This is a genomic window from Pseudomonadota bacterium, from assembly GCA_037200975.1.
Taxonomy (GTDB): domain Bacteria; phylum Pseudomonadota; class Gammaproteobacteria; order Steroidobacterales; family Steroidobacteraceae; genus CADEED01.
Map to the genome: position 1 here is coordinate 519201 of JBBCGI010000001.1, position 17611 is coordinate 536811.

A 17611-nucleotide genomic window follows, 5' to 3' on the forward strand; every position below is an offset into this window, starting at 1 on the left:
AGCGGCTGAAAGCCTATCCTGCGTATATGAGTTTTTTGCCCTGATACCTAACTATTTTCATCCGGAGTCGTCCCGGATCGGAAGTCTTTCGGAATATGAGGGGTGACGGAGGCGATCGCAGTCCAACGCCAACGGGTCGGGTGCAGTCGTATATCCGGCCTCTGAGTTGGGAAGAACGCTTCCCGGGCCACCATGGAATCCGCGCGCGGTGAGCCAATCGTTTCAATGGCCACAGATGGGCCACGCAGGATATCGGCTTGCCACCACGCCGGTCCGACCGGTTGTGCCATGACGATGATCACTCTCGTCGCACCCTCATGATCTTGGACGTCCCTGGACTACGCGGCCACGGCCGCGCCTGGTGCCCGGAACTCGAAATCCCTTTGACGATACCAACTCGCCCAGATGATCCGCGCGACCTTGTTAGCCACGGCGATGACCGCTTTGTTGTGCCCGCACCGGGCGCGTATGTCACTCGCCCACTGGCGGAACGCGTCCAAGGGCCTGCCTGCCCGTTTGGATGCGTTGGCCGAAAAGATCACGGCTCTGCAGCCGTGCACCAGCAGCGTCCGCAGATACTTGTCGCCGCGCTTTGTGATCGAGCCCAGGCGTCGGATGTTGCCGGAGGAATGTTCCCGCGGCGTCAGTCCCAACCAACTGGCGAACCGCCGGCCATTGCGAAAGCTGCCGATATCTCCGACTGCGCCCACGATCGCCGTAGAAGCAATCAGCCCGATACCGGGAATCTTGCGCAGCCGCTCACAGACCTCGGACTGCCGCGCAATCTCCGCAAGCTCCGCCTCGATGGCTTGTATGTGCTCATCGATGCTGCGGATCTCCGCCACCAACTCACCGAGCGCGCGGCGCAGCAAGTTCGGAACAGCAGAGTCGGGATCTGCCACCTGCTGCGCGAGCTCGGCTATGCCACGCTTGGCGCCGAGAGGTGCGTTCACGCCGAACTCCCGACAAAGGCCCCGAAGGGTGTTGATCCTGGCGGTGCGGGTGGTCTGCCACGCAGAGCGCACCCGATGCAGACTCTGCAGCGCCTGCTGCTCCACGGACTTTACTCGCACCGGGATGATGTCCGTCGCCTTCGAGGCCTCGAGGATCGCGGTCACATCGGCCCGGTCGGTCTTGTTCCGTCGCACATACGCGCGTACGTAGTGAGGCGGCAACAGCGACACCTCGAATCCGCTGGCCGCAAACCATCGCCCCCAGTGGTGGGCCGATCCGCAGGCCTCCATCACCACTCGCTTAAACTTCTTGTTCTCGAAAAAGCGGATGAACTGCGTTCGCGTCAATCGCCGGCGCTCAACGATCGCGCCGCTCTCGTCTGCCACCGCCAGTTCGAAGACGTTCTTCGCCAGATCAATCGCTACCGATAAATCGCCCATGGCAATGCTCCTTCGTTGCAGGTTCCAAACCCTCAGCGTCCGCCAGAACGGCAGCCTTCGCTACCCTGCAGACGCCCCTGCAAAAAACTCATGCCATCGTTTCGAGGAATATTCGTACGAAACCTCACGTCACGAACCCCACGCTGCTCTATCCATCGATTTCGCTCGTGCAAACTTCTACGCCCTCGGTGCGAGACCTGACATCCATAGAATTCGTCTGGGCCCCTTACTACGCTCGAAAAAAGGATCGCAGCGCGGCTAGCTTAGTGGCATGAGTTAGGAGTCGCGTTGACGTATTTGGCAGCCCATGGTGAAGTGGAAACACTCGGGATCGCGCTACCACCGGCGCTATGCCGCGCCATCTCTCCTTTGCAACGCCGCGTCTCTGCGGTCCACTCGTGGTTAGAGGTCATGATGACTCCGCCGACCATCGAATCAGTACTCGACGCGCAGAAAGCAATTCTGGCGTTTTCGTACAACAGCGCGGCGGCATACAACAACGTTGTCCTGGGAGCGGGTTACGTCGGCTATTTTGCCACTTGGGCGTTTATGCACGACCGCCTGACGCCGACGACGGAGCTGTGGACAGCGCTGCTTGTCATCCTTTCTCTGCTTTCCTTCATCCTGTTCGAGGTCTACAAGTCCTACTATGTTTCTCAGCAGTTGCGGGGCCTGTATGCAATCGTCGCGGACCCCGATCACTTCCTACAGAGACTTCTGGACTTTGAAAAGACTCGTCAAGCTATCGACATTCGGATGTTTAAGATCTGGGCATGGGCCTTCTGGATCACGCTCATCACCGGGCTCTGTGGCAGTGGCGTCTTGATTTCAGCGATCGTGCACGGACTGTTCCTCCACTATCTGGCGTCATGACCTCTCACACCTCGCTGGAGTGCATGCGTGAAAGATAAAGTGCCCAGTTCAAACCGCTGCGGTCGCGGCACTCCGCTCAACTGTTAGGCAACATGTTCAACCTCGCTGCCATACTTCCGCAGATTCTGCCGAGCGCCATCACCTGGGCGGAGGCGCGCTCGAGTGAGATTCGCGCGGCAGGTAGCCCTCTAAACGACTACGGCATTCGCCTCGCCAGTGGAGTCGGGGTTGTGCGGCCCGATCTGATTCGAATCTTGGAGGTCCCGTGCCTTCCATTGCCGGATGACCCTCAGCTTAAGTTCGCGGCGGAACAGACAGATTTAATCGGCCCACACATGGCCGGGTTGACCCTCGGCTATGGCATCTATGTTGTTGCTGGTCAGGGCTCGAATCGATTGGTCTCGCACGAATGCCGACACGTGCACCAGTACGAAGTAGCGGGCTCAATAGCAAACTTTCTGCCAGTCTATCTGCAACAAATCGCGACAGTTGGGTACAACGATGCTCCGCTGGAAATTGATGCACGTCTGCACGAACGGGATGTTGCCTAACAAACTGCTGGAACGTAGCCGCTAGGCGGCCAAGGATTGTCAACGATGGCGGAAGTTTCCAACGCAATGGCAAAGCTCTCTGGCATTCGGAACGCCCTGGTGGACGTAACGAGCGAGAATGTCAGCCGCAATCGTGGTGCCGGAGAGATAAAGACGAGGGCCAACTTTCCTCCGGACCAAGTAAAGCATTACTTCTCTCAGGCGCAAGCTCAATTGGAGATTCTCAAGAAGTTCCTCCCCGATCTCTACTCGGATTTCCAAGATCTTGATGTTGAGCCAAGAACAGAGATGGTCGCTTTGCCAGCGGGCGCCATAGCACCAATGCACTTCTCAAGAGCGCAACTCGAACGGCTTGTTCGTGACGTAGATCAGATCTTTGAGATACGTGCCAACAGTGAATTGGCCCCGCCTAAGGCCGCGTCGCCACGAAGAGTATTCATATCGCATGGTCGCTCCAACGATTGGCGCGCTGTGCAGGCGTTCATTGAGAAAGACGTCTGCCTGGCAACTCTAGAGTTGGCACAGGAGCCGAACATGGGTCGCACAATCATTGAGAAGCTCATCGACAATTCCGGGCGATGTGACAGCGCCGCTATTGTGATGACGGGCGACGACATCGCGAAGCCGGAAGAGGCTCGTGTTCGTGAGAATGTCATGCACGAAATTGGCTTCTTTCAAGGAACGTACGGCCGAGGTGCTGTGGTGCTGCTTCACGAAGAAGGTGTCAATATCCCCACGAACCTATCAGGAGTGGCGTACGTGCCGTTTCCGAAGGGAAACATCGAGGCCGGATTCCACGTGCTTCAAAGAGAACTAAAGGCTATCTACAAACTTTAGTCCGTGGCGCACGCGGAGCACTGATCATCCGGAAGCGATTCGACCGCTGTCACGCAGCGTGTATAGGGCTTCGGTGTGCACTCCGAGCGCTATGAGATCGCGGGTGCGCAGCGTGCCGCCCTTGTCGCGAAAGGCCTTCAGCGCGGTGTCGTGGTTCCGGGTCTTCATGGTGGGTAATACTCGCACCAGTTGTCATTAAGTGGCAGGTTTATTACCCACACGGCGAGGCAAGCCCCCAAAGCGACGCCATCGCTTCCACAAAACTTCAATAAAACTTAAGTTTTGTGCATGCCCAACCCACGCTCACAATTCCAGCAATCAGCCGCCGCCGAAATGGGCGTCTGGCCAACTTGGCCATAACCGACGATGAGAATGCACATCCACAGGTGATTCATGCACGTTAGAAAATGGGGAAACAGCCTGGCCGTCCGGCTTCCCAATGCGGTCGTCAAAGCATTGAAGCTGAAGGCCGGCGACGAAATCGAGATCGTCGCGTTCGGAACACGACAATTTGAGGTCAGACGCGATTCCCGCAGGGCGCGAGCATTGCAACGCCTGCGCGCCCTCAAGACGCCCCTACCCGAAGGGTTTCGTTTTGACCGGGACGCGGCCAATGCCCGATGAGATTGGCTGTGCCCCTTGATAGGTTGTCGCGCTAGCGCTCGGCGCAATCCACCGCTTCATCAAAACACCAGCCTAGCCACCTCGGGCCGCTCAAGCGCCTTCGACTGCTTTAACGTGGCAAACGCCGCCGACTGCGAACTGAAGTCTATCCAGCGACTGAACAGCGCCGCACGCGCGAGCATTCGGACCAGCGGAACGGGATGCGCGGTGGTGGACATGGCCTTCAACGCCGAAATGTAATCGTCGCGATAGACGGTCGGAATGATGATGCGCGTCAGCCCAGCCCCGGTCAGAAAAAGATTCATTGCAAGACGCGCCGTACGGCCATTGCCATCCGCAAAGGGATGCACTTCAGCCACCACAAATGCTGCCAGCGCGGCGCGATTCGCCGGAGTCACCGCGCTCATGATGACTTCGTAGCCTTTGCCGAGCGTACCGAGCACGAGCTCGGGCGCCACGAACACTGTGTTGCCGGCGCGATTGACCTGCGTCTTGAACTCGCCCGGATTCTTCCCGTGCCGCGATTCGATGACACGCGCGTTCCACTCCCGAAGTTGCGTGACGAAGGCGACGAAGTCCTGCGGTACGGAAGGATCAGACTTCGACTTCAGAATCGCCTGGTAGGTACCGAGAATGTCGTGCGAATCGTCTTCGCGATATTGCAGCGGCCGTCCATTCACCACGATGTCGTGTGCCACTTCCAGCTCGAACTCGGTCCCCTCGATGTAGTTGGAGAAATAGGTTTCGACAAAGGCTTGCAGGTTGCTGTCCGCTTTCGGATCCACATCGGGAACCTGCAATGGATCCCGTTGCAGTTCTTCGGCCAGCGTCTGAAAGAGCGCCACGCGCGCGTCGTCATACGGTCTGCCAGCCGCCCGCGCCATAGCCGCGGGTGCGTGCATGCGCGACATGCGTGTACCGAGCAGCGTGCCGATGATGGTATCCAGTCGTGCGAATTCTTTTTGAAGCCCAAGCGGTTCGGCAACGACTCGCGCGGCATCTCGCAGCTTGTTGATGCCATCGCCGAGATCGCGACTGATGAATCGATCAAGCCAGGCCTCGACACCCTTAGGCCCCAACGTGCGCCGCTCTGCCGCATCGCCGCGACTTTCACCCAGGTTCTCGAGCAGTGCGCGCGCCTGACTCGCGATGTAAACGTCGCCACTCAGCGTGGGAACGCGGATGTCCGACTCCAGGGGCCCAACGCCCTGTGCCAACCGCAGCGTGACGCCGGGTAGTTTGAAGTCCCGGCGTTGCGGTCCGGTGAGGAATACATTTCCGGCTGCGGTTGTCCGGCTGCTTTCCAGTGCCGAGCGATGCGACAAGATGGCACCCGGAGCGATGAGCGCGCAGAGCGGGAGCAGCTCGCGGCGGACGACCGTTTCCAGGGGCTGCGCGAGATCGTCGGTATAGATGCCGACGTAGATTCGGCGCAGCCGGCCCTGCTTGGCCAGCCGCTGAAGTCGCCTCGCCTCCGTCTTGTCGTCCCCGGCCGTTACGAGCGGCATGTCGCTAATCTCCGCGTAACTGGGCCCAGCCGACCCAACAATGTCGCAATTCTACGCATAACTAGAGGCCAGAACGACGTATTTACGCGCAATTCAGTGGGAATGTCGCCAGATCGCTCACTCGGCAGGCACTTATATATGCGCATTAGCCCGGTTGGCCGAGCATCCGGCCCGGAACCCAACGAACGCTTGGGATCAGTTCAGCAGCGGGTGATCCTGCGGCAGCGACTCACCGATGGGTGTCTATTTCTGACTTCCAATCACGCCCAGCTTCAGATCAGCGCCGAGCTGTTCGAGCCACTTTAAACCGCGGCCAGCGGCATAGGACCTGGAGGCTCGATTACTTCTGCGCATCACCACAATGATACCGATGGCGGCACTCGGGAACGGTGGCGACGGGTCAGCTTTCTCAAGAATTTCGAAGTCTTCGCTGCGAAAGCCTTGCTCTCGGATCAGCGTGTGCGCGTCGTCAATTTCATCTTGCCCGAGGGCCTTGAGCGCTGCCTTCAAGTCCTGCCGCAATAATTCGATCTCGGATGGTGTGAGCATCCGGGGTTTTCTCGAGGCAATGAGCCTATGACCGGGTAAAACTCTCACGTCGCTCATCATCTTTCTTGCACAGTTTGCGCTTGGCAGTCGCCCAGTCGATGGGCACTTCCGATCCGGCCTCGGCTCTCTGCTGAGTTTCGATCAGCGCGTCTTGATGCCAAGCGGGCGATTTGTAGCGCTCGCCTTCGCGACCAATGGCTTCCCACGAAATCTGCTGAATTTCTGCGGCGGTCATCGTGCTGGCAGCCTACTCGGCAACGGATATCCGGGCAAACGTCGCGCTTGAGGAGACGTAAAGGAGACAAGCCTTCTCCGACCACGCCAAACTATTGATGCTCAAAACGATTTAAAGACCGTCCGTCCAATCCATCATCGGGGCCACGGAGATCCGGCGATTCAGCTTCATACGCCTGTTGTTGCCGGCATCTCGAGTAGTAGTTTCTTCATCGCGATCACCCTTCACACCGCCACCCCGCCCCGCCTTCCACTGCATCTTAAGCCTCTCGCCGCTGGCAAGTGAGCCCAGCGCTGGCATCGCAAAGATCTTCACGTCATCAACGACGCTGCCGAACGCATCGATGAGGTCGCCCTCGCCTATCTGACGAAGGCGTTCCATTGGGCGCGATGCCCTTTTGCGAAAGCCGTCGTGAGCGCCTCGACATCTTCGGGCGGAATCGCGGTCTCCCGATTCTTGGACGTCGCGTCGATTGCTTTGAGAAGTGCATCCGCATCGAAGTCGAGATGTTTCGAGCAAATCCAGACATCGTAAAAATCCTTCATCCGGCTGTTGGCGTTGCCGAGCGCGACCATGGCCTGGAATTTCTCTGCGATTGAGGACTCGATTGGATAGGCGAGCAGCGAGATGGCGTCGCCGCCCAGGAAAACCGGGTACTCGATCAGTCGAGGGCCTGGAACCGCGACGGGCGGATGCCGCACGCGTGCGGGCAGTTCGCGCCTTCGACTAGACTGCGGCACCACCTTCTGGAGTGCCCGAATGCCCACCGTTGAGACCACATTCTCGTTGCTGCTCGTCTGCCCCGACCGCAAGGGCATCGTGGCGGCCGTCGCCGGATTTCTGTCCGACCACGACGCATCCATCGTCGAAGCCAAGCAGTTCGATGACCGCCTCACGCAGCGCTTCTACATGCGCGCGGTGTTCGCGGCAGTGGGCCCGAAATTCGTGGACCTCGATCAGTTTCGCGCGGAGTTCGCGAAACTCGCGAACCTCTACGACATGACCTGGCAGATCGAAGACACCGCGCGGCGTGTGCGCGTGTTGATCGCGGTCTCGAAGCTCGACCACTGCCTGCAGGACCTTCTGTATAGGTGGCGCTCGGGCGTGCTGCCCGTCGATGTCGTGGGAGTCGTCTCCAACCATGCCGACCTGCGCGGCCTGGTCGAATGGCATCAGATTCCCTTCCACCATCTGCCCGTCACGCCAGAGACGCGCCCGCAACAGGAAGCCGCGATGCTGGAACTCTTCTCGCGCTACCAGGCAGACCTGCTGGTGCTGGCGCGGTACATGCAGATCCTGTCGAGCGACCTGTGCCGCGCGATGACCGGCCGCTGCATCAACATTCATCATTCATTTCTGCCGAGCTTCAAGGGCGCGCGTCCATACCACCAGGCGTACGAGCGCGGCGTGAAGATCATCGGAGCCACCGCCCACTACGTGACGCCCGACCTCGATGAAGGACCGATCATCGAGCAGGACGTCGAGCGCGTCGGGCACGAACATACCGCCGAGCGATTTCAGGAGATCGGGCGCGATCTCGAAGCGATCGTGCTGGCGCGCGCGGTGCGCTGGCACGCGGAGCGCCGCATCCTGCTCGACGGTCAGCGCAGCGTGATTCTCAGTTGACGAGCGCGCGATCCTTCCTGTTGGCCGCATCCATCATGGGCACGCACAGCAGCTGCGCCTGCCCTTGTAAATCATCCCGCGCATCTTTTTCGTGATCGTCGATTCGGTCCAGGGTTTGCCCAGTGGGCAGGCGGGGCTCTCCACCGCTCACGATATCGTTTCCCATAATTGCGTACCACGGTCGCAGCGGCGAACTTTCACCCGTGTCATGGCGGCGAACAGCGGTAGGTAGATGCTCGAGATCTTCGGCAACGAGGCGATCGATCTGCCCCTGCTCAATCCGCAGATCCCAGGCGGCGGACTGGGCATGACGCAAGCACCATCCCCAACAGGAAGACAACATGCGTAACGTCAAACGCGCCGTGCTCGTGAAACCCGGTTCGCCCCTGGAGATCTGGGATCGTCCCACTCCGCCGGCAGCCAGCGGTGAGGTCATCGTGTCCGTCCTGATGTCCGGCGTCTGCGGCACCGACCATCACCTCGCGTCCGGCGACATCACACTCCCCAATCCGATGGTCTTGGGGCACGAGGCTATCGGCCGCATCGAGGAACTCGCCTCCGATGTCACGACCGACAACGCGGGCCAGCCCGTCAAGGTGGGCGACCTCGTCTACTGGCAGCCGTTACGACCGTGCCACCGCTGTTACGCCTGTACCGTTCTCGGCGACGTCTCACAATGTCCCAACCTGGTGACCCACCAACTGCACCAGCACGCGGATAAGCCGCCGTTCGGCACCTACGCCCAGTACGTCTGGCTGCCGGACCACACGGCTTTTTTCAAGGTCCCGCCAGACGTCCCGCCCGACGCACTGATCGCGTTCGGTTGCGCCATGCCCACGGTGCTGCACGCCATCGAGCGGCTGGGCGGCATCCGCTACGGTCAGCACGTCGTCGTGCAAGGCTCCGGCCCCGTCGGCCTTGCCGCCACGCTGCTCGCGCATCTCGCCGGTGCCGCAACCGTCACGGTTCTCGGCGCACCACTCAACCGGCTCGAGATGGCGAAGAGACTCGGAGCCACGGCGACGGTCGACGTGATGAACACCTCGCAGGAAGAGCGGGCAGCCACGGTGATGGAGATCACGGACGGTCGCGGCGCCGACGTCGTCATCGAAGCCGCCGGCAGGATCCCGGCGTTCAGCGAAGGCCTGCGACTCGTGGCCCGCGATGGGACCTATGTGATCATCGGCCTGTGGTCCGCACCCGGCACCACGCCCGTCGAGCCACGTTATCTCAACAACCGCAATGTCCGCGTGATCGGCTCGAACCTCACCAAGCCGCGGCACATCTACGACACGATCCAGGTGGTGCAGCTGGCTCATCGGCGGTTCCCGCTCGCTGAGATGGTCACCCACCGTTTCACGCTCGAGCAGGCTCAGGCCGCGCTGGATACCGTCGCGCGCGGGGAACCGCTCAAGGCCGTGATCGTGCCGTAACCGCCCGCCGCCGGTGCCACCACCGGCGGCATCGGTTGATTCGGAATCTGTTCGGCTCAACGAAATTTTGGTACTAGTGATACCAAGTTGATACGAGCTCCCGCATCTGCAGAAAACCCAGGACATCCACGCCTTTCCAAGCGCATGGGCGAACTCGGCCTGTGCTCACGGCGCGAGGCAGACCGCTGGATCGAGAGTGGCTGGGTGAAAGTGGACGGCCAGGTCGTAAATACACTCGGCGTCCGCGTATCACCCAACGCAACGATCGAGATCGATCCCGCCGCACGCGAACACCAGAGCGGACAGGTCACCATCCTGTTGCACAAGCCGGTGGGCTATGTCTCCGGCCAGGCAGAAGACGGTTACGAACCTGCCATCGTGCTGGTCCGCCCGGAGAATCGCTGGGCGGCGGATCCCTCGCCCATCCAGTTTCAGCAGGCGCATCTGCGCTCGCTCGCCCCCGCCGGCCGGCTCGACATCGACTCCACCGGGCTGCTGGTGCTCACCCAGGATGGGCGCGTCGCGAAGCAGCTGATTGGCGAGGATTCCTCGGTCGAGAAGGAATACCTCGTGCGGGTCGAAGGCAACCTCACCGCCGACGGCATGAAGCGCCTGCAGCACGGCCTGACGCTCGATGGCGTGAAGCTGAGGCCGGCGCAAGTGTCGTGGCAGAACGAACACCAGCTGCGTTTCGTGCTGCGCCAGGGGCGCAAGCGCCAGATCCGCCGCATGTGCGAACTCGTGGGTCTTTTCGTGACCGGACTGAAGCGCGTGCGCAGCGGCAACGTCCCGTTGGGAGGATTGCCGGTAGGCAAGTGGCGGTACCTGCGTCCCGACGAGAAATTCTAACTACCTTGCTCTCAGCGTGCCGCCAGCCGCCAGAGCGAGGTGATTTCAGCCGCGCGTGCGATATGCAGCGGATCCGTTTTGTCAGCCGCTCGCGGATGTCGCGGCGGCACATCGTTCCGGCCCAGCACGCGCAAATCCGCCGTCTCGAACTCGCCTAACAACTGCGCGCGCGTCCTCAGGCCCAGATGCTCCGCCAGGTCGGAAAGGATCAACCATCCTTCACCTCCCGGCGCGAGATGCCCGGGCAGCGCCCGCAAGAATCCGCGCAGCATCCGGCTTTCGGGATCGTAGATTCCGTTTTCCATGGGCGAACTCGGCCGCGCGGGAATCCACGGCGGATTGCAGACCACGAGCGCCGCGCGACCCTCGGGAAAAAGGTCCGCCTGCACGACATCGATGCGTTCGCTGAGCCCGAGCTGTCGAATGTTCTCACGCGCACAAAGCAACGCGCGTGGATCGAGATCGGTCGCGACCACGCGTTCGATGCCACGCCGTGCCAATACCGCCGCGAGCACTCCGGTGCCCGTGCCGATATCGAAAGCGACGCGTGCCGAAGCGCACGCAGCGGGCAGCGGCGTGGTGCTGACCAGGTCCACGTACTCGCGGCGGATCGGCGCAAACACGCCGAAGTGCGGATGAATCCGGCCGCCGGCTTCTGGAATCTCGATGCCTTTCGTGCGCCACTCGTGCGCACCGATCACGCCGAGCAAGGCTCGCAGCGATGTGACTGAGGCGGTTTCCGCGGGACCGTAGGCTTCCGCGCAGGCTGGCCGGATATCGGGCGCCCTTCGCAATGGGATCGAGTAGTCAGCGTCGAGCGGAACTAACAACGCGTTGAGCGTGCGGGCCCGTTGCGACCTGGCTTGCCGGTAGAGATGGAAAACGTCGGCGGAGCTTGCGCTCGAAGCGGCGGCTGACGTTCTCGCTCCGCGTTTGCGACGATCCGCGCGATTCCCCAACGCAGTCAACATCTGGCGAGCCTCTTGAAAATCCCCGCGCCAGAGCAGCGCGGTCCCCTGGCAGGCGAGGCCATACGCCTCGTCCGCGGTCATTTTCCCGTCGGCAACAACGACGTGCGTAGCGGGCAGCGCCCCGCTATGGGAACGCCACCGCGCCTCGAAGGCTTTGCCGTCTTCGAGCCAGCGAATGATCGGCAGAGAGTCCATGGAAGCGTCGATCACTTCAACAATGGGTGATCTTCCGGGAGCTGCTTCGAATACCAAATGGCCAGCTTGTGCCGCATGGTGTTCTCGGCAACTTGATCCTCGGGCAGCGGCTGGATCAGCTTGTCGTGCACCAGCAGCCGGTACACGTAGAGCAGCTTCTGGCTGGCGGAATCCGTCGGCTCGAATTCAACGGCGCCGCGTTCTTGCGCGTATTTCATGGCCGCGAGCAACCCCGCCTTGAACAGCTCGGCCTCGTGTTTCAATTTCTTCATCGCTTCTCACTCCTCATGCCAGTCTAACGCGAAGTGACCTGCAATCCCGCGCAATGAACCGCGGCATTCCAACTGAAATCGTGGCGGGCTCCCATGAAACACGCCACGCGCAATTCTGCGCGAGCATTTCAAGCTCCCGGAGCGTGAACGCTTCAACACGGTTTGGAAGCATTGCCATGTCAAGCATCAACACCCATGCAAATCGAGTCGCAGTCGTCACCGGCGCGGCACGCGGAATCGGACAAGCGATCTCTCGCCAGCTGGGCGAGCGCGGCGCGAAGCTGGTACTCGTCGACCTCGAGGCGGCGACCGAAACCGCATCGAAACTGTCGGCGTCGGGAGCCGAAAGCCTGTGCGTGAACGCCGACGTCTCACTACCGGAAGACTGGGAGCGCATCGCGGCGATGACGATCGAGCGTTTTGGCCGCGCCGACATCCTGGTCAACAACGCCGGCATCTATCCGTTCGCCGAATTCGACAAGCTGACCTACGAATTGTGGTCCCGGGTGCTGCGCGTGAATCTCGACTCGCAGTTCCTTGGCGCGAAGGCGTTGGTGCCGTTGATGCAACGCAATGGCTGGGGACGTATCGTCAATGTGTCGTCCAACTCCATTGCCATTGCGGCGACCGGGCTCAGCCACTACATGGCGAGCAAGATGGGAGCGATCGGCCTGACGCGCGGCCTCGCAAACGACGTAGCGCCGCTCGGCGTCACCGTGAATGCCGTCTGCCCGGCGCTCACGGACACCCCGGGGCAGAGGTCCCGTCCGCGCGCGGAGCTCGAAGCGGTGGCCGGCCTTCAGGCCATCAAGAGAATCGCGCAGGCGGATGACATCGTCGGCCCCATCCTTTTCCTGACCAGCGATGACGCAGGTTTCATGACCGGCCAGACGCTCGTGGTCGACGGCGGCATGTTCAAGCTCTGAGGGGCCGCAAGCTTTGGTTCAAGGCTACGTAATTCGACGGGGCTCGATCGCTAGTTAGTCCCCGGCAATTCGACGAACCTGCGCGTCTCGCGGAAGGTCACCACCTTGCAATCGCCGCCGATCCGCGACGACGAGCGTGCCGGGCGCGAAACGCCCAGCGCCGGAATTCCAAGAAAATACGCCATGCGCACCAGGTCCGCGAAAGACGCAGCCTGCATCTTCTGCATGATTCGCCGGCGATGAACCTGGATCGTGATCTCGGTGACACCCAGCTCGGCCGCCGACTGTTTGTTGAGACTCCCGCCGGCGACCAGCGGCAGCACCTGCCGCTCGCGATGCGTGAGTGTCGCGAGTCGCTGGCGCAATTCGATCTCCCGCGCTCGCTCGACCCGCATGATCCTGTCCAGATCGAGCGCAGCCCTGACTGCACGCAGCATGGTGTGCGGCTGCAGGGGAGTCGTCAGGAAGTCCAGCGCGCCGGCCTTGAGCGCGCGAACGGAATACACGACGTCCGCCTGCTGGGTCACGAACAGGACCGGTGGGCATGCGCCCGCGAGCTGCAGCTGCAGATCGAGCCCGCACATATCGGGCAACACGACGTCCAGAATGACGCAGCCGGGCGCATCCCGTTCCGGATACTGTAGATAGGCGGCGGCCGTCTCGAACGTAATGGCGTATATGCCCTGTGCGTAAAGCACTTGTTCGAGACCGGACCGCACCACCTCGTCGCCACTGACGATGAACACGGTCTGGTGACTTCGATCGATGATTTCCATCACAGCGTGCCTCGTGGTCCATGCGAGCCAGCTCGCGATGGACGAATCGTCAGGGAACGCCTGAATTTTCTGTAGCCCGGAACCAGTGCGCCAACGGGCCCCTCGATCAGGGGGTCGGCGCCTCACGCCGGCGGAAGAACTCCGACGGCTAAAGCTCGAGAATGCCGCGCGCAATCGCGATCGCAACCGCGTGCGACCGGTCGCTGGCATTGAGTTTTGCCATGACGCTCTTGAGGTAACCCTTCACCGTCTCCTCCGACAGCGAAAGCCGGGCGGCGATCTCCTTGTTGCTGAGCCCGGACGCCACCCCGCGAACGACGTCGATTTCACGCTCGCTGAGATCCTCACTTCCGACGTGCTCCGCAATGGCGAGCGCGACTTCGCTCGGCACGTAGCGTTTACGCTGATGGGCGGCACGAATGGCGTGCATCAGGTCCTTGCGCAGCGAGCTCTTGAGCAGGTATCCGAGCGCCCCCGCCTTCAGCGCACGCATCGCCAGCACGTCGGCGTTGTAGGTAGTCAGCACGACGATGCGCGCGTCGGGAAATTCCTCGCGAATCGCGACGATCGTATCCACGCCGCCCATGACCGGCATGTTGAGGTCGAGCAGCGTGACGTCCGGCCGCAAGGCGCGATACTGAAGTAGCGCCTCGCGTCCATTGCTTGCTTCACCGACGAACTCCATGTCGGGCTGCGCCTGGACCGACAGCGCAATGCCGTCGCGGATCATGGGGTGATCGTCTGCGGCGAGTATCCGGATGCGGCCCGAGGTCGAGGGCGTCAGTGGCGGCGTCGACAAGGAACTATCTCCTCGAGGCCGGTGAACACCGGCCGGTCCCAGAAATCACGCATTTGCTCACAGCTCCACGTCGCCGTCACGACCCGATAGGGGGTGTTGTGATCGCCCGTATCGTGGGTACGGGGGCTCAGGCCCAGTCGGTCGAGCCGGAGTCAATACGGGAAACCCCTTTGAAGGCGACCTTGCCGGGGATATGTAACTCGATGGTCGTCCCTTCATCGGGCCTGCTCGTAACGAGAAGCCGTGCGCGAATGCGTGCTGCCCGCTCTTGCATGCCCTTCAGTCCCCAATGTCCTGCGGGCGCAAGTTTGCGCGAGTCGAAACCCTGGCCGTCATCCTTCACTTCAAGCAGCACTGACGAACGCCCGTAAGCGATCCGCGCATCGATGCGCGTCGCATGCGCGTGACGGAATGCATTCGTGATCGCTTCGGCGGCGATTCGGAAAGCTTCCTCGCGCACCACGGGATGCAGCTCGCGCGGGCTCCCCTCGACCGACAACTCGAAGCGCGCGCCAAGATCGCGCATCATTTCGCTGCCTAACAAACGCAGGGCTTCGGGCAGGTCGCCATCCTCGATCGTCGAGGCGCGCAGGTTCGTCACCTTGCGTCGGCCGTCTACCAGTACCTCGTCCGCGCGCTCGAGTGCGTCCTCCATGAGCGCGCGCGCGGGCTCGTGCGCAGGAATGCGGTCCATCGCGAGCTGGAAGCGCAGCATGAGCCCCTGCACGCCCTGCAGGAACGTGTCGTGCAGATCGCGCGCGATGCGCTCGCGCTCCACGATGCGTTCTTCGAGCCGCAAGCGCAGTTGTGTCTTCGCCTGCCGTAGCCACCATGAAAACACGAGCAGCAGCAGACCCAGTGCGCCCAAAACCCAGAGAGCGGTGAACCACCCCGTTTGCGTAAACGTGGGCGGAACCAAGAGATCGATGGCGGCCCCGGTCTTGTTCCACAGGCCATCATTGTTGGACGCAATCACATGAAAGCGATACCGCCCCGGTTTGAGGTCGTTGTAAAACGCCTGACGACGCGTGCCGACGTCCTGCCAGGCCGACTCGTGACCTTCGAGCCGGTACTTGAAGTGAACGCGCTCGGGAACGGTGAGACTCAGCGCGGTATAAGCGATCTCGAGATTGCGCGTTTTGGCAGGCAGCCTGAGCGCACCGCTCAACGTGAAGGCATCGTGGTTCGTGCCGTCGGCTTGAACGGATTTCACGTACACCGTGGGAATGATCGTATTGCGGGGCCGGTACCCAGGGTCAGTCCAGGCGACGCCGTCACCGGTGGTGAACCAGACCTTTCCGTCGTTGCTGATCGCCAGCGTTGGCACCGGTCGGAGGGAGACCGGCGCACCGGGCATTCCATCGAGAGAATCCAGCACGGTGCCCGTGACAGCGTGAGCTGGATTCGTGCCCAGTTTCGCGATTTCTGCGGCGTCGAGATGAACTGCACCGTCGGCAGTATTCAGCCAGACGTCGCCTCCGGGAAGCTCGGCGATGCCGGTGACTGCCGCGAGTCGCAGATTTGCAGCACTGACAACGGGATGGAAAGCCGCTCCGTCGAACCATACGAGTCCGCGCTCGCTTCCCACCCACACTCGGCTTCCACGAACCGTCACTGCGAGAACGGCGCCGCCATCGAGACCGTGCGCCGCGCCGAAAAGCGTGACTCGACCGTTCTCGAGTCGGGCCAACCGGCCATCCACGTACCCCAACCACAGCCGCCCCTGTTCATCGGACTTCAATACGGTGGCGGGCCCCGCAGGAAGGCCGCCGGAGCCGCCCCGCGGAATCCATTCATTGCCTTCCACCCGATAGACGTCGCCGCGCACGACGGAAACCCACAGCGCACCCTCACGATCCATGGCCATCGCCTGGATACTTCCCGAGCCGGCGCCCGGAGATCTCAACTCCGACGGGCGTTTGATGGAACGCCATCGGCCGTTTCGCAGATTCCAGATGCGGTCGAGCGAACCGATCCACAGGTCACCCCGCGGGTCGGTATAGAAGCAGGTGAACTCCTGCTCCGTGGCGGCCCCGGGCGGCGGCTCTACCGGAATGAGCCGTGACCCCGTGGAGCGGAAAAGAGCCTTGCGCACGGTGCCGATCCAGACGCCGTCGGCTCCGGTAGCCATGGTGGAAGGACCGAGTGGCAGCGCGACCCTGATCACGGCCGGTTCGCGCAACCTGATGAGCCCGGCTGAAGTGCCGAGCCAGATGTTTCCCTCACGATCCTCGAGCGTAGAGTTGGTGAAGTACGCGCGCTGCCCCCGGATCTCTGACGGCTCTTCGTCCCCGGTGATCTCGCTCCCGGCGCGATCGGATAGCTGCAGCCGACGGACGCGTTTGTTGGTGACCAGCCATAAATATCCATGTTGATCGAAGAGGCCAGGCGTCAGGATTTCTGTGCCGCTCGAATCCAGCCTGACGATGACCTTTCTCCCTTGCGCCGGCGCGCGCAGCGAAACGGTCTTCTCGTCCTCCTGCGACACCGCCCATGCGACGTCGTGTGGAGGCTGCAATAACAAATGCGACCTCATGGTCCCCGGCAGCACCGTGCCGGTGTCTTCGAAACGATGCGTGCCCGGCCGCAGGACGAGGATGGAGCGACCCGAGATCGCCCAGAGCGTTCCCGACCGGTCCGCCAGGAAAGAGTTGACACCCTGTGGCGCGTTCCATTCCGCGCTGGGCGCGATCCATTCTCCATCGTCGAGGAAAAACACACCGCGCGTCGTGGCCGCCCACAAAGTTCCGGCCGCATCCCTTGCGAAATCGACCACGGTGTTGCGCGGCAATCCTTTCGCGTAGTGCGTAAACCGGCCGTCCTTGATGAAAGTTGCACCGCCGAACGTATAACCAACCCACAGGCCCCCTTCCGGAGGCGCCCACAAGGAGTAGACATTGTTGGAAAGCAGTTGCCCCTCGCCGAGCCCGACGTGCTCGAACTGAACGCCATCGAACCGGAATAGTCCGGTGGCGGTACCCGCCCACAAGTAACCGTCGGCAGACTGCTCGATCGTGACGATGCCGCTCAGTGCGCCATCTCCCGCTGGCCACTCGGTGGAATACAACTGGTCGACGGCGACACGCGGCGAGACTGCATGCAGCGGCGCGCACGACAGCAGTGCGGCGAGCGAAAACAGGAGTACGCGCGACCGGTGGCATGAAGAAAGCGACATGAGTTTCCCGAGTGTCGG

The 17611-nt window shown here is 61.7% G+C and carries 20 protein-coding genes and 1 pseudogene; 8 read left to right on the forward strand and 13 right to left on the reverse strand.

All coding sequences use genetic code 11. From position 1 onward, the window contains the following. Positions 1 to 338: 338 nt before the first annotated feature. Complete coding sequence (locus WDO72_02335; protein ID MEJ0084497.1) at positions 339 to 1394, reverse strand: IS110 family transposase; 1056 nt, start codon at positions 1392 to 1394, stop codon at positions 339 to 341. A gap of 288 nt (positions 1395 to 1682) precedes the next feature. Between WDO72_02335 and WDO72_02340 the strand changes: the two genes are divergently transcribed. From WDO72_02340 to WDO72_02350, 3 genes are all read left to right on the forward strand, one after another. Beyond that, positions 1683 to 2267 carry a hypothetical protein gene (locus WDO72_02340; GenBank protein ID MEJ0084498.1) on the forward strand — a complete coding sequence of 195 codons (585 nt, stop codon included), beginning with the start codon at positions 1683 to 1685 and terminating at the stop codon, positions 2265 to 2267. A 92-nt stretch (positions 2268 to 2359) separates the two neighbouring features. Then, positions 2360 to 2818 (forward strand): hypothetical protein, encoded by a 459-nt coding sequence (locus WDO72_02345; protein ID MEJ0084499.1) that lies wholly within the window; start codon positions 2360 to 2362, stop codon positions 2816 to 2818. A gap of 45 nt (positions 2819 to 2863) precedes the next feature. Then, entirely contained in the window at positions 2864 to 3655 is a 792-nt protein-coding gene (locus WDO72_02350) for a nucleotide-binding protein (protein ID MEJ0084500.1), read from the forward strand. 24 nt (positions 3656 to 3679) lie between these two features. Here WDO72_02350 and WDO72_02355 read toward each other — a convergent pair whose 3' ends face one another. Further along, a complete protein-coding gene (locus WDO72_02355; protein ID MEJ0084501.1) occupies positions 3680 to 3823 on the reverse strand; it encodes a type IV toxin-antitoxin system AbiEi family antitoxin domain-containing protein in 144 nt (47 codons plus the stop codon). A gap of 225 nt (positions 3824 to 4048) precedes the next feature. On the opposite strand from WDO72_02355, the gene WDO72_02360 reads away from it, so the two are divergent. After that, complete coding sequence (locus WDO72_02360) at positions 4049 to 4279, forward strand: AbrB/MazE/SpoVT family DNA-binding domain-containing protein (protein ID MEJ0084502.1); 231 nt, start codon at positions 4049 to 4051, stop codon at positions 4277 to 4279. A 59-nt stretch (positions 4280 to 4338) separates the two neighbouring features. Here the strand turns inward: WDO72_02360 and WDO72_02365 are convergent, their stop codons facing one another. The 5 genes from WDO72_02365 to WDO72_02385 all read right to left on the reverse strand — a co-directional run bounded on the left by WDO72_02365 (position 4339) and on the right by WDO72_02385 (position 7434). Further along, on the reverse strand, positions 4339 to 5787 hold the full coding sequence (locus WDO72_02365; GenBank protein ID MEJ0084503.1) for a Fic family protein: 1449 nt from the start codon (positions 5785 to 5787) through the stop codon (positions 4339 to 4341). Between the two features lie 243 nt (positions 5788 to 6030). Further along, complete coding sequence (locus WDO72_02370) at positions 6031 to 6336, reverse strand: hypothetical protein (GenBank protein MEJ0084504.1); 306 nt, start codon at positions 6334 to 6336, stop codon at positions 6031 to 6033. A 25-nt stretch (positions 6337 to 6361) separates the two neighbouring features. After that, positions 6362 to 6571 (reverse strand): acyl-protein synthetase, encoded by a 210-nt coding sequence (locus WDO72_02375; protein ID MEJ0084505.1) that lies wholly within the window; start codon positions 6569 to 6571, stop codon positions 6362 to 6364. Between the two features lie 111 nt (positions 6572 to 6682). Then, on the reverse strand, positions 6683 to 6952 hold the full coding sequence (locus tag WDO72_02380; GenBank protein MEJ0084506.1) for a hypothetical protein: 270 nt from the start codon (positions 6950 to 6952) through the stop codon (positions 6683 to 6685). After that, complete coding sequence (locus WDO72_02385; protein ID MEJ0084507.1) at positions 6931 to 7434, reverse strand: nucleotidyl transferase AbiEii/AbiGii toxin family protein; 504 nt, start codon at positions 7432 to 7434, stop codon at positions 6931 to 6933. Before WDO72_02385 ends, WDO72_02380 begins: the two co-directional genes overlap by 22 nt. Between WDO72_02385 and purU the strand changes: the two genes are divergently transcribed. Beyond that, positions 7331 to 8197, forward strand: coding sequence for a formyltetrahydrofolate deformylase (purU, locus tag WDO72_02390; GenBank protein ID MEJ0084508.1), 867 nt, complete (start codon positions 7331 to 7333; stop codon positions 8195 to 8197). The genes WDO72_02385 and purU overlap by 104 nt on opposite strands. On the opposite strand, the gene WDO72_02395 is transcribed toward purU, so the two are convergent. Then, positions 8190 to 8513: a hypothetical protein gene (locus tag WDO72_02395; GenBank protein MEJ0084509.1), complete on the reverse strand. Its 324-nt coding sequence runs from the start codon at positions 8511 to 8513 to the stop codon at positions 8190 to 8192. The two genes, purU and WDO72_02395, sit on opposite strands and share 8 nt — an antisense overlap. 25 nt (positions 8514 to 8538) lie before the next feature. Here WDO72_02395 and WDO72_02400 point away from each other — a divergent pair, with 25 nt between their 5' ends. Both WDO72_02400 and WDO72_02405 read left to right on the forward strand, forming a co-directional pair. Beyond that, complete coding sequence (locus WDO72_02400) at positions 8539 to 9630, forward strand: zinc-binding dehydrogenase (GenBank protein MEJ0084510.1); 1092 nt, start codon at positions 8539 to 8541, stop codon at positions 9628 to 9630. Positions 9631 to 9756: 126 nt separating this feature from the next. Further along, positions 9757 to 10479: pseudogene (locus tag WDO72_02405) on the forward strand (pseudouridine synthase). Positions 10480 to 10490: 11 nt separating this feature from the next. Here the strand turns inward: WDO72_02405 and WDO72_02410 are convergent. After that, positions 10491 to 11645: a class I SAM-dependent methyltransferase gene (locus WDO72_02410; GenBank protein MEJ0084511.1), complete on the reverse strand. Its 1155-nt coding sequence runs from the start codon at positions 11643 to 11645 to the stop codon at positions 10491 to 10493. 11 nt (positions 11646 to 11656) lie between these two features. Further along, positions 11657 to 11917, reverse strand: a complete 261-nt coding sequence (locus WDO72_02415; GenBank protein MEJ0084512.1) for a DUF5062 family protein — start codon at positions 11915 to 11917, stop codon at positions 11657 to 11659. A gap of 176 nt (positions 11918 to 12093) precedes the next feature. On the opposite strand from WDO72_02415, the gene WDO72_02420 reads away from it, so the two are divergent. Then, positions 12094 to 12843 (forward strand): SDR family NAD(P)-dependent oxidoreductase, encoded by a 750-nt coding sequence (locus WDO72_02420; GenBank protein MEJ0084513.1) that lies wholly within the window; start codon positions 12094 to 12096, stop codon positions 12841 to 12843. Positions 12844 to 12893: 50 nt separating this feature from the next. Here WDO72_02420 and WDO72_02425 read toward each other — a convergent pair whose 3' ends face one another. The 3 genes from WDO72_02425 to WDO72_02435 all read right to left on the reverse strand — a co-directional run bounded on the left by WDO72_02425 (position 12894) and on the right by WDO72_02435 (position 17593). Next, positions 12894 to 13619 carry a response regulator gene (locus WDO72_02425; protein ID MEJ0084514.1) on the reverse strand — a complete coding sequence of 242 codons (726 nt, stop codon included), beginning with the start codon at positions 13617 to 13619 and terminating at the stop codon, positions 12894 to 12896. A 148-nt stretch (positions 13620 to 13767) separates the two neighbouring features. Next, on the reverse strand, positions 13768 to 14418 hold the full coding sequence (locus WDO72_02430) for a response regulator transcription factor (protein ID MEJ0084515.1): 651 nt from the start codon (positions 14416 to 14418) through the stop codon (positions 13768 to 13770). A 127-nt stretch (positions 14419 to 14545) separates the two neighbouring features. Next, positions 14546 to 17593 (reverse strand): triple tyrosine motif-containing protein, encoded by a 3048-nt coding sequence (locus WDO72_02435; GenBank protein ID MEJ0084516.1) that lies wholly within the window; start codon positions 17591 to 17593, stop codon positions 14546 to 14548. Between the last annotated feature and the right edge of the window lie 18 nt (positions 17594 to 17611).

Excerpts from the sequence above, each read along its gene's own strand:
- WDO72_02335 (MEJ0084497.1), bottom strand. The coding sequence starts at position 1,394 with ATGGGCGATTTATCGGTAGCGATTGATCTGGCGAAGAACGTCTTCGAA.
- WDO72_02345 (MEJ0084499.1), top strand. The coding sequence starts at position 2,360 with ATGTTCAACCTCGCTGCCATACTTCCGCAGATTCTGCCGAGCGCCATC.
- WDO72_02350 (MEJ0084500.1), top strand. The coding sequence starts at position 2,864 with ATGGCGGAAGTTTCCAACGCAATGGCAAAGCTCTCTGGCATTCGGAAC.
- WDO72_02355 (MEJ0084501.1), bottom strand. The coding sequence starts at position 3,823 with ATGAAGACCCGGAACCACGACACCGCGCTGAAGGCCTTTCGCGACAAG.
- WDO72_02360 (MEJ0084502.1), top strand. The coding sequence starts at position 4,049 with ATGCACGTTAGAAAATGGGGAAACAGCCTGGCCGTCCGGCTTCCCAAT.
- WDO72_02365 (MEJ0084503.1), bottom strand. The coding sequence starts at position 5,787 with ATGCCGCTCGTAACGGCCGGGGACGACAAGACGGAGGCGAGGCGACTT.
- WDO72_02370 (MEJ0084504.1), bottom strand. The coding sequence starts at position 6,336 with ATGCTCACACCATCCGAGATCGAATTATTGCGGCAGGACTTGAAGGCA.
- WDO72_02375 (MEJ0084505.1), bottom strand. The coding sequence starts at position 6,571 with ATGACCGCCGCAGAAATTCAGCAGATTTCGTGGGAAGCCATTGGTCGC.
- WDO72_02380 (MEJ0084506.1), bottom strand. The coding sequence starts at position 6,952 with ATGGAACGCCTTCGTCAGATAGGCGAGGGCGACCTCATCGATGCGTTC.
- purU (MEJ0084508.1), top strand. The coding sequence starts at position 7,331 with ATGCCCACCGTTGAGACCACATTCTCGTTGCTGCTCGTCTGCCCCGAC.
- WDO72_02385 (MEJ0084507.1), bottom strand. The coding sequence starts at position 7,434 with ATGGATGCGTCGTGGTCGGACAGAAATCCGGCGACGGCCGCCACGATG.
- WDO72_02400 (MEJ0084510.1), top strand. The coding sequence starts at position 8,539 with ATGCGTAACGTCAAACGCGCCGTGCTCGTGAAACCCGGTTCGCCCCTG.
- WDO72_02410 (MEJ0084511.1), bottom strand. The coding sequence starts at position 11,645 with ATGGACTCTCTGCCGATCATTCGCTGGCTCGAAGACGGCAAAGCCTTC.
- WDO72_02415 (MEJ0084512.1), bottom strand. The coding sequence starts at position 11,917 with ATGAAGAAATTGAAACACGAGGCCGAGCTGTTCAAGGCGGGGTTGCTC.
- WDO72_02420 (MEJ0084513.1), top strand. The coding sequence starts at position 12,094 with ATGTCAAGCATCAACACCCATGCAAATCGAGTCGCAGTCGTCACCGGC.
- WDO72_02425 (MEJ0084514.1), bottom strand. The coding sequence starts at position 13,619 with ATGGAAATCATCGATCGAAGTCACCAGACCGTGTTCATCGTCAGTGGC.
- WDO72_02435 (MEJ0084516.1), bottom strand. The coding sequence starts at position 17,593 with ATGTCGCTTTCTTCATGCCACCGGTCGCGCGTACTCCTGTTTTCGCTC.